The sequence below is a fragment of the Kineococcus arenarius subsp. arenarius genome, assembly GCF_050871845.1.
Lineage (GTDB): Bacteria > Actinomycetota > Actinomycetes > Actinomycetales > Kineococcaceae > Kineococcus.
In genome coordinates this window covers 12304-25459 of the sequence record NZ_JBJLSE010000007.1, presented here as the reverse complement: position 1 = coordinate 25459, position 13156 = coordinate 12304, and the positions used below count along the sequence as shown (strand labels likewise).

General features: G+C 76.4%; 11 protein-coding genes and 2 pseudogenes. 4 read left to right on the top strand and 9 right to left on the bottom strand.

The window, feature by feature from the left end; genetic code table 11:
* Nucleotides 1-28: 28 nt before the first annotated feature.
* A complete protein-coding gene (locus ACRYM0_RS03415; RefSeq protein ID WP_432502151.1) occupies nucleotides 29-775 on the top strand; it encodes an NAD-dependent epimerase/dehydratase family protein in 747 nt (248 codons plus the stop codon).
* Between the two features lie 70 nt (nucleotides 776-845).
* Nucleotides 846-1616 carry a FadR/GntR family transcriptional regulator gene (locus tag ACRYM0_RS03410; RefSeq protein ID WP_432502149.1) on the top strand — a complete coding sequence of 257 codons (771 nt, stop codon included), beginning with the start codon at nucleotides 846-848 and terminating at the stop codon, nucleotides 1614-1616.
* Between the two features lie 23 nt (nucleotides 1617-1639).
* Here ACRYM0_RS03410 and ACRYM0_RS03405 read toward each other — a convergent pair.
* Nucleotides 1640-2008, bottom strand: a pseudogene (locus ACRYM0_RS03405) (GNAT family N-acetyltransferase); the annotation flags it as partial.
* Between the two features lie 135 nt (nucleotides 2009-2143).
* Nucleotides 2144-2956: pseudogene (locus tag ACRYM0_RS03400) on the bottom strand (nucleotidyltransferase family protein); the annotation flags it as partial.
* 362 nt (nucleotides 2957-3318) lie between these two features.
* Between ACRYM0_RS03400 and ACRYM0_RS03395 the strand changes: the two are divergent.
* Nucleotides 3319-4107 (top strand): hypothetical protein, encoded by a 789-nt coding sequence (locus tag ACRYM0_RS03395; RefSeq protein ID WP_432502147.1) that lies wholly within the window; start codon nucleotides 3319-3321, stop codon nucleotides 4105-4107.
* A 32-nt stretch (nucleotides 4108-4139) separates the two neighbouring features.
* Nucleotides 4140-4292, top strand: coding sequence for a hypothetical protein (locus ACRYM0_RS03390; RefSeq protein ID WP_432502145.1), 153 nt, complete (start codon nucleotides 4140-4142; stop codon nucleotides 4290-4292).
* A 57-nt stretch (nucleotides 4293-4349) separates the two neighbouring features.
* Here the strand turns inward: ACRYM0_RS03390 and ACRYM0_RS03385 are convergent, their stop codons facing one another.
* From ACRYM0_RS03385 to ACRYM0_RS03355, 7 genes are all read right to left on the bottom strand, one after another.
* Complete coding sequence (locus tag ACRYM0_RS03385; RefSeq protein WP_432502143.1) at nucleotides 4350-5690, bottom strand: pectate lyase family protein; 1341 nt, start codon at nucleotides 5688-5690, stop codon at nucleotides 4350-4352.
* Nucleotides 5691-5781: 91 nt separating this feature from the next.
* On the bottom strand, nucleotides 5782-6678 hold the full coding sequence (locus ACRYM0_RS03380; protein WP_432502141.1) for an amidohydrolase family protein: 897 nt from the start codon (nucleotides 6676-6678) through the stop codon (nucleotides 5782-5784).
* The gene (locus tag ACRYM0_RS03375; RefSeq protein WP_432502139.1) at nucleotides 6675-7730 is read right to left on the bottom strand and encodes an aldo/keto reductase; all 1056 of its coding nucleotides are present in this window, start codon (nucleotides 7728-7730) and stop codon (nucleotides 6675-6677) included. Before ACRYM0_RS03375 ends, ACRYM0_RS03380 begins: the two co-directional genes overlap by 4 nt.
* A gap of 2 nt (nucleotides 7731-7732) precedes the next feature.
* Nucleotides 7733-8485 carry an SDR family NAD(P)-dependent oxidoreductase gene (locus ACRYM0_RS03370; protein ID WP_432502137.1) on the bottom strand — a complete coding sequence of 251 codons (753 nt, stop codon included), beginning with the start codon at nucleotides 8483-8485 and terminating at the stop codon, nucleotides 7733-7735.
* On the bottom strand, nucleotides 8482-9858 hold the full coding sequence (locus tag ACRYM0_RS03365) for an L-fuconate dehydratase (RefSeq protein WP_432502135.1): 1377 nt from the start codon (nucleotides 9856-9858) through the stop codon (nucleotides 8482-8484). Before ACRYM0_RS03365 ends, ACRYM0_RS03370 begins: the two co-directional genes overlap by 4 nt.
* Nucleotides 9855-10706, bottom strand: coding sequence for a fumarylacetoacetate hydrolase family protein (locus tag ACRYM0_RS03360; RefSeq protein WP_432502133.1), 852 nt, complete (start codon nucleotides 10704-10706; stop codon nucleotides 9855-9857). Before ACRYM0_RS03360 ends, ACRYM0_RS03365 begins: the two co-directional genes overlap by 4 nt.
* On the bottom strand, nucleotides 10703-13156 hold the full coding sequence (locus ACRYM0_RS03355; RefSeq protein ID WP_432502131.1) for a glycoside hydrolase family 95 protein: 2454 nt from the start codon (nucleotides 13154-13156) through the stop codon (nucleotides 10703-10705). The genes ACRYM0_RS03360 and ACRYM0_RS03355 overlap by 4 nt, the downstream gene beginning before the upstream one ends.

The following is a 13156-nucleotide window of genomic DNA, read 5'->3' as shown; positions in this document are numbered from 1 at the left end:
TCCGGGCCCGGTGGGCCAGGCTCGGCGCATGAGCGCGGAACGGGTGCTGGTGACGGGAGCGGCGGGCAGCGTCGGCGGGCAGTTGCTGCCCGGCCTGGCGGGACGGCCGTTGCGGTTGTTCGACCGGGAGGCGGCGGACCACCCCGACGCCGAGGTGGTGACCGGGGAGCTGACCGACCCGGCCGCGCTGGAGCGTGCCCTGGACGGCGTGGGCGCGGTGGTGCACCTGGCGGGGAACCCGGACCCGTCGGCGCCGTGGGAGGAGCTGCGCGGGCCCAACGTGGAGGGTTTCGCGGCCCTGCTGGCCGCGGCGGAGCGCGCCGGGGTGCGGCGGGTGGTGTTCGCCAGCTCCGTGCACGCGATGGGTGCGTACGAGGCCGACGGGCGGGTACCGGTGGACGCGGCGTGGGCGCCGCGGGCGTGCTGCCCGTACGGGGCGACGAAGGTGTTCGACGAGGCCGTCGCGCAGGTGGCGTCCCGGCGCGGCCCGGTGAGCACGGTGGGGTTGCGGCTGGGCGCGACGGTGCCGGAACCGACGAAGCGCTCGCAGCTGGCGAGCTGGCTGGGGCCGGCGGACCTGCGCCAGCTCGTGGTGCGCGCCCTGGACGCCGACGTCCACCACGGCGTGTTCCCCGCGGTGTCGGGCGGCACCCGCCGGCACTGGGACCTCACCGCGGCGCGCACCGGCCTGGGCTACGAGCCCGCGCTGGACTCGGAGGAGTTCGCGTCCGGCGTGCAGGACGACGGCACGGACACCGGCGTCTGCCCGCGCTGACGGCCGGGCGGGGGCGCCCGGGTCCGCGCACTAGGCTCGGGGGTTCCGGCAACCGGCGGGGAGGGGGCACGTGGTCGACGAGGACCCCGCACGCGACGGGGGGCGCGGCGGACCGCGCTCGCAGACGGACGTCGTCGTGGAGGGCATCAAGCGGATGCTCGCCGAGGGCGTGCTGCGCCCGAACCAGAAGCTGCCCGTGGAGGCCGACCTGGCCCGCGAGCTCGGCGTCTCGCGCGGACCGCTGCGCGAGGGGGTGCGGGCGCTGTCGCTCATGGGCGTGCTGGAGTCGCGCCAGGGCGCCGGCACGTACGTGACCGCCCTGGACTCCTCCGTGCTGCTGACGCCGATGGCCTTCCTGGTGGACCTGCAGCAGCAGCCGGGTGCGCAGGCGCTGCACGCGGTGCGGCGCCTGCTGGAGACGGAGGCCGCGGGACTGGCCGCGCTGCACGCCGACGAGGAGCAGGTCGCGGGGCTGCGGGCGGCGCTGGAGGACTCGACGGCCGCTGCGCGGGGCGCGAGCGACCCGCACGCGTTCGTGGAGGCGGACATCCGGTTCCACGACCTGGTGGCCACGGCCAGCGGGAACCCGGTCCTCGCCTCGCTGGTGCACGCGTTCGCCGGTCGCACCGCGCGCGCCCGCGTGTGGCGGGCGATCGCCGAGGACGGCGCGCTGGAGCGCACCCTCCAGGAGCACCGGGCGATCCTGCGGGCGGTCCAGGAGCGCGACCCGGACCGGGCGCGGCTGCGGATGGGCCACCACCTGCTGGCGGTGGAGGACTTCGTGGCCGGTCCGGGCGGCGAGGGGCCGGACGAGCCGGGCGGGGCGGGCGCACCGGGCTGACCCGCCCCGGTGCGCCGGGACGGTCACGCGGGTGCAGCGCTGCGCCGCAACCGCTCCTCCCCGACGCCCGGGGAACCGGGCAGGGGTTTCCGCTCCCCCGTCGGGAGGAAACCGAGCCGCTCGTAGAACCGCCGGGCCCGCGGGTTGCCGTCGACCACCCACAGGCTCACCGTCGCCGCTCCCCCGGCGGCGGCCCGGTCGCAGGCGGCCTCCACGAGCCGGGTGGCCGTCCCGCCGCCGCGGTGCCCGGGTTCCACCCACACCGAGACGAGTTCACGCTCGCCCGCCGGGGGGAACGGCTCGACGGGGACCAGGGCCGCCACTCCCACCGCGCGCCCCGCGGACCACGCCAGGAACCAGTCGCCGCGCTCCACCCGCCGGCGCCAGGTGCCGTCGTCGAAACCCTCCTCGCGCGCCAGCGTGGAACCGAACGCCTGCGGCGCGTCGGCCAGCGCCCGCAACCGGACGTCCCGCACCACCGGCCACTGCTCCGCGGTCGCCCGCTGCACGCGCGCCGGGCCCGTGCCGCAGCAGCGCCCGGTGTCGTCCACGATCCGCTGGGCGGCGTCGAGGGCTGCCAGCAGGCCGACCGGTCCGCCGCCGAGGGAGGTCAGGGCCGCGTCGACCCGCTCGGTGAACCGCTCGGGCGCCCCCGGCAGCCGACCGGCGGCCGCCACGGCGCCCTTCTCGTTGACGACCCACCGGCCGGCGTGGGCGTGCAGGGCGTGCGCGCACAGCAGCAGCACCCGGAACAGGCAACCGGCCACGTAGGCGGTGTCACCGCGGGGCGCGGCCTTTCGGGCGCCGCCGACGAGGAAGGCGGCCTCCCCCAGCGAGCCGACCACCGCCTCGCGCAACCGCGGCGGGTACGCCCGCGCAGCGCGGTGCAGGGCCGTCAGCTCACCGGTGGAGTCGGCGAGGACGACGGCCAGGGCCGCCTCCCCGGCGTAGGCGAAACCCGGGAAACCCAGCGGGTGCCCGGTCTGGGCGTGCCAGGTGAGCTCGCCGTCCTGCGCCTGGCGCCAGCTGCGCTGCACGCGGTCCAGGTCGCGGTAGATCCAGTCCACGGCGGTCCCGTCGACGCTCAGCCAGCCGCCGCCGTCCACCCACGGCCCCCAGCCGCCGGGTGCGGTGACCCGCGCGTCCGGCCCGGCGACCTCGCGGGCGAGCCGGCCGAGCGCCGCCACGTCCAGGGGCGGGCGGTAGTACAGCCCCAGGTCGACGTCGGAGTCCGGGGAGTGCTCACCCCGGGCGCGGCTGCCGCCGAGCGCCACCGCCTCGATCCCAGGCACGCGGAGCAACCGCTCCGCGACTTCCTGCAACTGCACGTCGTCGAACACCCGGCCAGGGTGCCGCCGCCGCAGCGCGAGCGGTACTGGTTTCGCGGCCCCCCTGAGCACGCTCCCGCGACGGCGGACCACGGGTCGGCCGAACGATCGTCGACTGCGCATCACTTCGCGTGACGGGAGATGAGCCGAACGAGGGACAGTGGTGGATTCGACGGGGCAGCCCGCCCCTCGTGCGACCGAACCCCTGTCGACCCCGCTAAGTTGGCGCACAGGTCGCTCACACCGCCGGTGCGGCACGCTGCGCCGGCTGCGGCTCTCGGCAGAGAGCGGCGGGCGAACCGTTCCGCGTTCCGCCCGCCCAGCCCCGGCCCGCTCCGGAGCGCGGCGGCAGTCGACACCAGGAGATCCGCACCGTGATGACCCGCCTCCGCCGCACCGGCGCCGTCCTGGCCACCGGTTCCGCCCTCGCACTGGGCCTGACCGCGTGCGGTGGCGACGACGCCGCCGGTTCGGTGGCCGAGGCCGTCGCGCAGGGTGCGGCGACCGTCGGCCTGGACGACTGCCGGGAGGAGGCGCCGGTGGACCCGGAGGCGGCCGGCGTCTTCGGCGCCGACGAGGTGCGCGACGCCTACTGCGCCGCCGTGGCGTTCACGCTGGACACCTCGTTCGTGCCCGGCCTCGCTCACCGCGACGCCGGCTCCCGCCACGAACCCGGGGAGTTCGCCTTCGCGGCCGAGCACATGACCCCCGGTGCGGCCGCTGAGTGGTCCGAGCTCGTGGACGCCGCTCTCGCCACGGACAGCGAGGACGACGACGACGACGTCAAGATCATCACCTTGTTCGACGTCTACTTCGACAGCGGCGTCGCAGACGGCTGGGTCACGACGCCGGCAGGAGGGCCCGCAGCCGTCGACGTGGTGGTGACCCCCGGCCACACCGCGGTGCAGCCCGGCACCGTCGCGGGCACGCTGCTGGAGGTGTCCCTCACGCTGACCGCCAACCTCCTGGTCGCCGAGGCGGACGACACGGTCGTCTACGCACCCACCGCGAAGGAGATCACCTACTGGATGGCCCCTGGCGCGGAGCCGAGCGACCCGTGGCTGGTCTCCGGCTGGCAGGGGGAGTTCTCCACCGGTGAGACGAGCGCGACGCACCCCACCGCGCCCGTGACCGTCGACGCTCCGGCGACCGCCGCTTCCTGACGTCGCGCGGCGCGGGCCTGGCGCGGGCGCCGGTGAGCCTCCGGGTCGAGGACGTGGCGGCGTTCCGCGAGGACCTCATTCGCTCGGGCTCGCCCTGCTCCCCCGTCCAGGGCGACCCGGCGACGTGCCTGTTCGTCACGGCGGCGGGCCCGGACGGCAACACCGTCCTCGTCGTGGACCGCTGACCGGTTCCCGGCGCCCGCCCGGGGTGCGCGCGGTGGGCGCGCACCCCGGGGCACCCGTCAGAGGTTCCCGCTGCCCGCCAGGCGTGGTACGCGCGACGGCAGCGACTGCGCGGGGTCGACACGCTCGCGGTACCGCGGGGTCCAGTCCACCGCGTCCTCGAGGAACTCCCCGGGGGCCGCGGCGTTGTGCAGGGCGACCAGGTCGAGCTCGTGGTGCTTCGACCGGCCGTTGACGAGGTTCCCCTCGGCCCGCAGGGCCGTACCGCCCCAGCCCTTGACCACGTCGGCGGGGTCGATGCCGTCCGCCAGCTCGAGGTAGTTCTCCTCGGCGATGATCTGCGACTCCACGCCGGCCCCCCACACGTACCCGAAGAAGTCCGGGTCCGTGGCGCGGTAGACGTTGTTGTAGACGTCGACCTGACCGAACCGCACGCGCGGGGTGCGTTCCTTGGTCCGCTCGAAGACGTTGTGGTGCAGCGTGACCCGCAGCTTCCCGCGGTCGGTGGTGCGACTGTCGGAACTGCCGATGAGCATCGTCTTGTCGTGGTCGGTGAAGGTCGACCACGACACCGTGACGAGGTCCGAGGCGTTGGTGACGTCGAGGGAACCGTCGTGCACCTCGTAGCGGGCACCGAAGTACTGCGGCAGGCTGTCCGGCGGGTTCTCGCCGTCGTCGAAGCTGGCGTGGTCCACCCAGACGTTGGTGGAGCCGACGATGCCGAGCGTGTCGTACTCGGAGTTGAAGTTCCCCCCGGAATCGCCCGGGTCCCACGCGGGGAAGCAGTCGTAGGAGTCCGACAGGCGCAGGTTGCGCACGATGACGTTCGAGGAGTCGCGCACCGTGAGCGCGGCGCCCACCAACTGGGCGTCCCGCCCGACCCCCACGATGGTGACGTTGGAGCCGACGTGCTGACGGACCTGCGCCTCCTGCGCGTCCTGGCTGGCCGCCCGGGCGGCCTCCAGGGGGTTGACGAACTCGCCGTCGGCCGGGTCGTGGCCCAGGGGCCTGCCGTCCGCGTCGTAGGCCGACAGGTACCGCTCGAGGTCGTACCCGTCGACGGCGTAGTCGTCGCAGGTCAGACGCTCGCCGTCGGCGCCGGTGTTCGCATCGATCCGTCCCACGACGCGCACGATGCGCGGTTCGTCCTCACCCCGCGCCGCGTCACCGCCCAGGGCGTCGCGGAACTCCTGCCAGGTGCGGACGGTGAAGACGTTCTCCTGCGCGGCGGCGGAACCGCCGGTGGTGCCGCCACCGGCGGCGGCCCAGCCGTCGCGGTCGCCGAGGACCTGGCGCTCGAGCGGGGTGGGGGCGGCGGTCGCGGGTGCTGCGCCGGCCGCCGTCAGGGACGCCACCGCGAGGGCGGCGCCGGCGATCAGAGGGGTGGTGCGTCGTCGCACGGGGGCCTCCAGGCCACGTCGGTGTGGGAAGCGCTTTCACGCTAGGTCGCCGCGTACCGGGCGTCAACCGGCGGGCAGCTCCCCCGCAGGGTCAGCCGTCCACCTCCGGGAGCCCCGCGGCCCGCGCACCGGCCCGGCCGAGCCCGTAGACCGACCGGGCCGTGCCGGCGAGGACGGCGTCCCGCTCAGCACCGGACAGGTCGGCCAGCAGCGCGACCGTGCGCCGCACCACGTCGCCGTAACCGCCGGCGAGGGTGCTGACCGGCCAGTCGGTGCCGAACACCAGCCGCCGCGGGCCGAACACCTCCAGCAGGTGCCGCACGACGGGTAAGAGCAACTCGTCGCCGCCACCGGGCGGCAGGAGCGTGAACAGGCCCGACACCTTGCAGAACACGCCGCCGCAGCGGGCGAGGTCGGTGACGCGCTCGCGCCACACCGCCAGTCCGCCGGGGTCCAGCGGGGGTTTGGCCGCGTGGTCCAGCACGAGCACCGCACCGGGCAGCTCATGCGCCAGGGCGGTCGCGGCGGGCAGCTGGTCCGGGCGCACCAGCAGCTCGTGCACGAGGCCGGCGGCCGCGACGGCGGCGGCACCGCGGCGCACGTCGCTGCGGCGCAACCAGTCCGGGTCGGGTTCGTCCTCCACCTGGTGCCGCACGCCGCGCAGCAGCCCTCCGCCGGGGGCGGCACGCAGTTCCGCCACGTCGTCGGCGACCGCCGCGCCGCGCAGGTCCACCCAGCCGACGACGGCGGCGACGAGCCCGCCGGACGCCGCCGCCGCGGCCAGGAACTCCCGCGTCTCGGCGGTCTCGGCGACGGTCTGCACGAGCACCGTCGAACCCACCCCCGCGGCGGTCGCCTCCCGCGCCAGGTCCGCGGGCCCGAACGGTCGGTGCAGCGGTTCCAGGCCGGGGCGCCGCATCCACGGGTAGCGCCGGCGCGCAGGGTCCCACAGGTGGTGGTGAGCGTCGACGATCCCCGCCGGGTTCACCGGGGTTCGCCCGGCAGGGGTTCACCGGGCAGCAGTTCACCGGGCAGCGGTTCACCGGGCAGCGGTTCACCGGGCAGGGGCGCGTCGGCGCGCACCAGGCCCTCCGCGCGCAGCGCCGCCCAGAGCGCGGCGGGCACCGGCACGTCCGGCAGGGCGACGTCCGCGCGCACCTCCTGCTCGCTGCGCATGCCCAGCAGCACGGCGGCCACGGCGGGGTGGGCGAGGACGGCCTGCACCGCCACCGCGGGCAGCGGCACGCCGTGCGCGGCGGCGAGCGCGGCCAGCCGCTGCGCCCGCGCCAGCACGTCCGGCGGCGCGGGCGCGTAGGAGTACGTCGCGCCCGGCGCCGGGGCGTCGGCGGCCAGCAGGCCGGAACCGAACACGCCGCCGAGGACGACGGCCGCCCCGGCGCGCTGCGCCGCGGGCAGCAGGTCGTCCAGCGCGCCCTGCTCCACGAGGTTGTAGCGGCCGGCGAGCAGCACCACATCGAGGTCGAACTCCGCGAGGAACCGGGTGGGCATCGCCGCCTGGTTCATCCCCACCCCGACGGCGCGCACGACGCCCTCCTCGCGCAGCCGCAGCAGCTCCGGCAGGGCGCCGCGGCGCGCCTCGTCCTCGAACTCGTCCGGGTCGTGCACGAGCACGACGTCGACGCGGTCCACGCCGAGGCGCTCCAGGCTCTCGGACAGGCTGCGCCGCACCCCCTCCGCGGAGAAGTCCCACACCGGATCGACGTCACCCGGGACGGCGAACCCGTGCGGGTGGTGCACGGGCTCGCCGCGGCGCGGCCGCAGCAGCCGGCCCACCTTGGTCTGCAGGACGACCTCCTCGCGCGGCACGCCGCGCAGGAACGCCCCCACGCGCCGCTCGGACAGGCCCAGGCCGTAGTAGGGGGCGGTGTCGTAGTACCGCAGGCCGCCGTCCCACGCCGCCTCCAGCGCGGCGCGCGCCTGCGCCTCGGGGACCTGCTCGTACAGGTTCCCCAGCGGCGCGCACCCGAACCCGACCACGGGGACGTCGAGACCGGTCCTGCCCAGAGCTGCGGTGCGCACCCTCACACCTTGGCGGGCAGGCGCAGCGAGTGCATCCCGCCGTCGACGGCCAGGGCGGTGCCGGTGGCGCCGCAGCGCGGGTCGGCCAGGGAGGCGATGGCGTGCGCGACCTCCTCGGGGGTGACGAGCCGGCCGGTGGGCTGGCGGGCGGCGAGGCGGGCGCGCTCGGCGTCGGGGTCGTCGGCCGCGGCCAGCAACCGCTGCACCCACGGGGTGTCCACCGTGCCGGGGTCCACGCAGTTCACGCGGATCCCCTCGGCGAGGTGGTCGGCGGCCATCGCCAGCGTCAGCGCCTGCACGGCGCCCTTGGACGCCGAGTACAGCGCGCGCTGCGGCAGCCCCGCCCACGCGGCGATGGAGGAGGTGTTGACGATCGAGGCGCGCTCGGAGCGGCGCAGGTGCGCCAGCGCGGCCCGCGTCGTGCGCACCACGCCGACGACGTTGACGTCCAGGACGCGGTGCCACTGCTCGTCGTCGCCGTCCTCCACGGTGCCGCGGGCACCGATCCCCGCGTTGTTGACGAGCACGTCGAGGCCGCCCAGGGCCCCTGCGGCCTCGGCGACGGCGGCGCGCACGGACGCGTCGTCGCCGACGTCGGCGGCCAGCGCGACGGTGCCGGCGGGCGCGGCGGACGGGTCCAGGTCCAGCACGGCGACGGCCGCCCCGTCGGCGAGCAGGCGCCGGGCGGTGGCGGCGCCGATCCCGGAGGACCCCCCGGTGACCAGGGCGCGGCACCCCGCGAACGGCCCGCTCACGCGGGCACCGCGCCGTTCACCGCGCCCGACGGGGCGTCCTCCAGCACTGGTGCCCCGGGCGGTCCCGGCACGGCCCCGCCGCACCACTCCGGGCCGTCGGGGAAGGCGAACCGCTGCAGCGTCCCCGGCACCAGCTCGGCGGAGAAACCCGGCGCCAGCGGCGTCCGGTAGCGCCCGCCGGCCACCTGCACAGGGTGCACGAAGTGCTCGTGCAGGTGGTCGACGTACTCCACGACCCGGTCGTCGGTGGTCCCCGAGAGCGCCACGTAGTCGAACATCGACAGGTGCTGCACGAGCTCGCACAACCCCACCCCACCGGCGTGCGGGCACACCGGAACCCCGAACTTCGCGGCGAGCAGCAGGATCGCGACGTTCTCGTTGACGCCGGCGACCCGGGCGGCGTCGATCTGCAGGACGTCCAGGGACCCGGCCTGCAGCAGCTGCTTGAAGACGATGCGGTTCTGGACGTGCTCGCCGGTGGCGATCTTCACCGGTGCCACGGCGCGGCGGATCGCGGCGTGCCCCAGGACGTCGTCGGGGCTGGTGGGTTCCTCGATCCACCACGGGTCGAACGGGGCCAGCGCGCCGATCCACTCCACCGCCTCGGCGACGCCCCAGCGCTGGTTGGCGTCCACGGCGATGCGCACGTCCGGGCCGACGGCCTCGCGGGCCAGCCGCAGCCGGCGCACGTCGTCGCCCAGGTCGGCACCCACCTTCAGCTTGATCTGGGTGAAACCGTCCGCCACGGCCTGCCGGGACAGCGACACGAGCTTGCCGTCGGAGTACCCCAGCCAGCCGGGGGTCGTGGTGTAGGCCGGGTACCCGGTGCGCAGCAGCTCCTCGCGGCGGGCGGCCCGGCCGGGTTCGGCGTCGGTGAGCAGCCGGAGCGCCTCGGCGGGCGTGAGCGCGTCGGTGAGGTAGCGGAAGTCCACCAGGGAGACGAGCTCGGCGGGGCTCATCCGGGACAGCAGGTCCCACAGCGGCAGCCCGGCGCGCTTGGCCTTCAGGTCCCACAGGGCGTTGACGACCGCGGAGACCGCCATGTGCATGACGCCCTTCTCCGGCCCGAGCCAGCGCAGCTGCGAGTCGTCCGCGAAGGAGCGCCAGGTGGCGCCCATGTCGCCGAGGACCTCCTCCACGTCGCGCCCCACCACGTGGCCGGCCAGCGCCCGGATCGCGGCGACCTGCACGTCGTTTCCGCGCCCGATGGTGAACGCGAAGCCGTGCCCCTCCAGCCCGTCGGCGTCGTCGGTCCCCAGGACGAGGTAGGCCGCCGAGTAGTCCGGGTCCGGGTTCATCGCGTCGGAACCGTCGAGGTGCCGGGAGGTGGGGAAGCGCACGTCGTGCGTCTCGAAGCGGGTGAACGTGCTCATCGGGCGGCTCCCACGGGGTGGCGCATCCGGCCCAGGCCGTCGATCTCGAGTTCGACGACCTGACCGGCACGCAGGTACGGCTTGGGGTCGGGACGGCCCAGCGCCACGCCGGCCGGGGTCCCGGTGTTCACGACGTCCCCGGGTTCGAGGACGAGGAACCTGCTGATGTACGCGACGAGCTCACCGACGCCGAACACCATGTCGGCGGTGGTGCCGTCCTGGCGAAGCTCCCCGTCCACCGACAGGCGCAGGCCGAGGGCCTGCGGGTCGGGCACCTCGTCGGCGGTGACGAACCAGGGCCCCAGCGGGTTGAAGGTCTCGCAGTTCTTGCCCTTGTCCCACTGCCCACCGCGCTCGAGCTGGAACTCCCGCTCGGACACGTCGTGCGAGACGACGTACCCGGCGACGTGCGCCAGCCCCTCCTCGGCGCTGTCCAGGTAGCGCGCCCGGCGGCCGATGACGACGCCGAGCTCGACCTCGTAGTCGGTCTTCACGCTGCCGCGCGGCACCAGCACCTCGTCGTTCGGTCCCACCACGGTGGCCGGGGACTTCAGGAACAGGATCGGCTCGGCGGGCAGCGGGGACCCGGTCTCGGCGGCGTGGTCGCGGTAGTTCAGCCCCACGCACACGATGGTCACCGGACGCGGCAGGGGGGAACCCACCCGCTGCCCGGCCGGGTCGACCCGGGGCAGGCCCCCGCGCCGCACCGCTGCGGCGGCCGACCGCAGGTCCTCGGCCGACCAGGGCCGGTGCGGGTCCAGCACACCGGTGAGGTCGGCACCGGAACCGTCGTCCAGCAGGGCCAGCGGGCGCTCGCGGCCCACCTCCCCCACGCGCATGAGCTTCACGTCGGCTGCTCCTCGTCCTTCGAGTCCTTCGGGTCCTCGGGGTTCTCGGGGTTCTGGGGGTCCACGGGCACCTCGGCGCGCTCCCCGGCGGCCAGCCGGAACACCCCCAGGTGGCTGTCGTCGCCGGGCGGACCGGCGTGGACGGTGACGCGCGCGGCCCGCAGCGCCGTGAGCGCCGCGCGCACGGGCCGGCCCGCGCGCCAGGTCAGCTCGACGCTCACCCCGGCGCGGGTGCGCAGGCCGCGCACGGAGCCGTCCGGCCAGTCCGGCGGCAGGGCGGGCAGCAGCCGCACCACGTCGTCGCCGGACTGCACCAGGGCCTCGGCGACGGCGGCGGCCAGGCCGCTGTTGCCGTCCAGCTGGAACGGGGGGTGCGCGGAGAACAGGTTCGGGTACAGGCCGCCGGCGTGCGGGCCGGCGTCGTCCGGCACCGGGCGCAGGCAGCGCCGCAGCGTCTCGCCCACCCGGTCACCGCGACCCAGCCGCGCCCACAGGCACGCGCGCCAGGCCAGCGCCCAGCCGGTGGACTCCCGACCGCGCAGCTCCAGGGTGCGCGCCGCGGCGGCCGCCGTCGCCGGCTCGGAGCGGACGTCGAGCAGGTCCAGCGGGAACAGGCCGACGAGGTGGGAGGTGTGCCGGTGCTCCGGCTCGGCCTCGGGCAGCTCCTCGCGCCACTCCAGCAGTTCCCCGCGCGCACCGGTGCGCGGTGCGGGCAGCCCCGCCAGCGCGGTGCGGGCCCGGTGCAGCAGCTCCTCGTCGCCGGTCCCCCCGCCCGTTCCCGCACCGGTCCTCCCGGCGGTGGTGGTCAGGTCCAGCAGCGCGCGCAGCACCGCGGCGGTCAGCGCCAGGTCGCAGGTGCTGCTCACCGCGGCGGGACGGGGTTCACCCGCGCCGTCCAGGAAGCGGTTCTCCGGCGAGGTCGAGGGGGCGGTGCCCAGCTCGCCGTCGGGCAGCCGCACCAGGCGGTCCAGGACGAACCGGGCGGCGCCGGCCACGACGGGCAGCGCCTCGCGGGCCGCGGCGGGCGGGTCGGCGGCGAACCGGGCGTGCTCGTGCAGGTGGGTGGCCAGCCACGCCCCGCCGTACGGCCACGCCGACCACTCCGGTCGCGCCCACCCGCCCCCGGCGGTGCCGGTGGTGGCCCACACGTCGCTGTTGTGGTGCGCGACCCACCCGCCGGCGCCGTACGCGCGCCGCGCGGTGTCCTCGCCGGCGGCGGCCAGGCGCCGCACGAAGGCCAGCAGCGGCTCGTGCAGCGGGGCCAGTCCCCACACCTCCGCCGGCCAGTACGCCATCTGCAGGTTGATGTTCGTCGTGTAGTTGCAGCTCCACGGCGGCTGCAGCTCCGCGTTCCAGATGCCCTGCAGGGTCAGCGGGTGCGTGCCGGGGCGGGAACCGGCCAGCAGCAGGTACCGGGCGTGGGCCACGGCCAGCTCCACGAGGGCGCGCCGGGAGCCGTCGTCGTCCACGGCCCGGCGCAGCAGCTCCCCGGTGCTCGTCCCCGCCGGCACCGCGCCGCCCAGGTCCAGGTGGGCCCCGTCCCACCAGGGCGCCAGGTCCGCGCGGTGCGCGCGCAGCAGTTCTTCCGAGCCGGTGGCGGCCGCGGCGGCGACGCGGGCGCGGGCGGTGCGCACGGCCTCCCGCTCGCCGGGGCACGGGCCGCCGGGGGTGGCGCTGACCTCGGTGGCCAGCAGCACCTCGAGGGTGCGGGCCCCCAGCACCTGCAGCGCCGCGCCCTCCGGCAGCACGGTGCCGTCGGTGCGCACCCGCAGCACGACGGCGGCGCAGCGGGCCGCCGCGCCGTCCGCGGCCCAGGTGACGGGCTCGTCGTGACCGTCCGGGCTCCAGGGCCGCACGTCCACCGGCAGCTCCAGCACGGCCTCCAGCTCCGCACCCCCCTCGCCCGCACCGGAGGCGGCACCGCTGCGCACCCGCAGCGGGGAGGTGAGGCGGACGGTGACGTCCACGGCCGTCCCGGTCGCGCGCAGGCGGTGCAGCAGGACCCCGGCGGGTGCGCTGACGAGCGTCTCCTGGTGCACGCGGGCGCCGTGGGGGTGCTCGCGGCGCACCCACGCCGTCCCGGTGGGCATGTCCAGGCCGCGCTCGAACCGCGACACCGGCAGCGGGTCGCACGTCACGCGCAGGTCCCCCAGCGGCAGGTACGCCTGGGTGTGCGGGACCACCACGGGGGTCAGCAGCTCCTCGGCGAGGCGGTGGTCCCCGGCCAGCACGGCGGCGCGAGCGCGTTCGACGTCCGCGGCGTGGCCGGGGGGGACCTCGTGGCCCGGTCCCCCAGCGGGGCCGGACCAGGCGCGGTCGTCGTTCAGGGACAACCGCTCGCCGTCGGCGGCGCCCCAGCACATCGCGCCCAGGCGCCCGTTCCCCACGGGCAGGGCCTCCACCCAGGTACCGGCGGGCGCGGGGAAGCGCAGGACGGGTTCGACGGCCAC

Bases quoted from the DNA above. Each gene is read 5' to 3' on its own strand.
- ACRYM0_RS03415 (WP_432502151.1), top strand. From the start codon at position 29: ATGAGCGCGGAACGGGTGCTGGTGACGGGAGCGGCGGGCAGCGTCGGC.
- ACRYM0_RS03365 (WP_432502135.1), bottom strand. From the start codon at position 9,858: ATGAGCACGTTCACCCGCTTCGAGACGCACGACGTGCGCTTCCCCACC.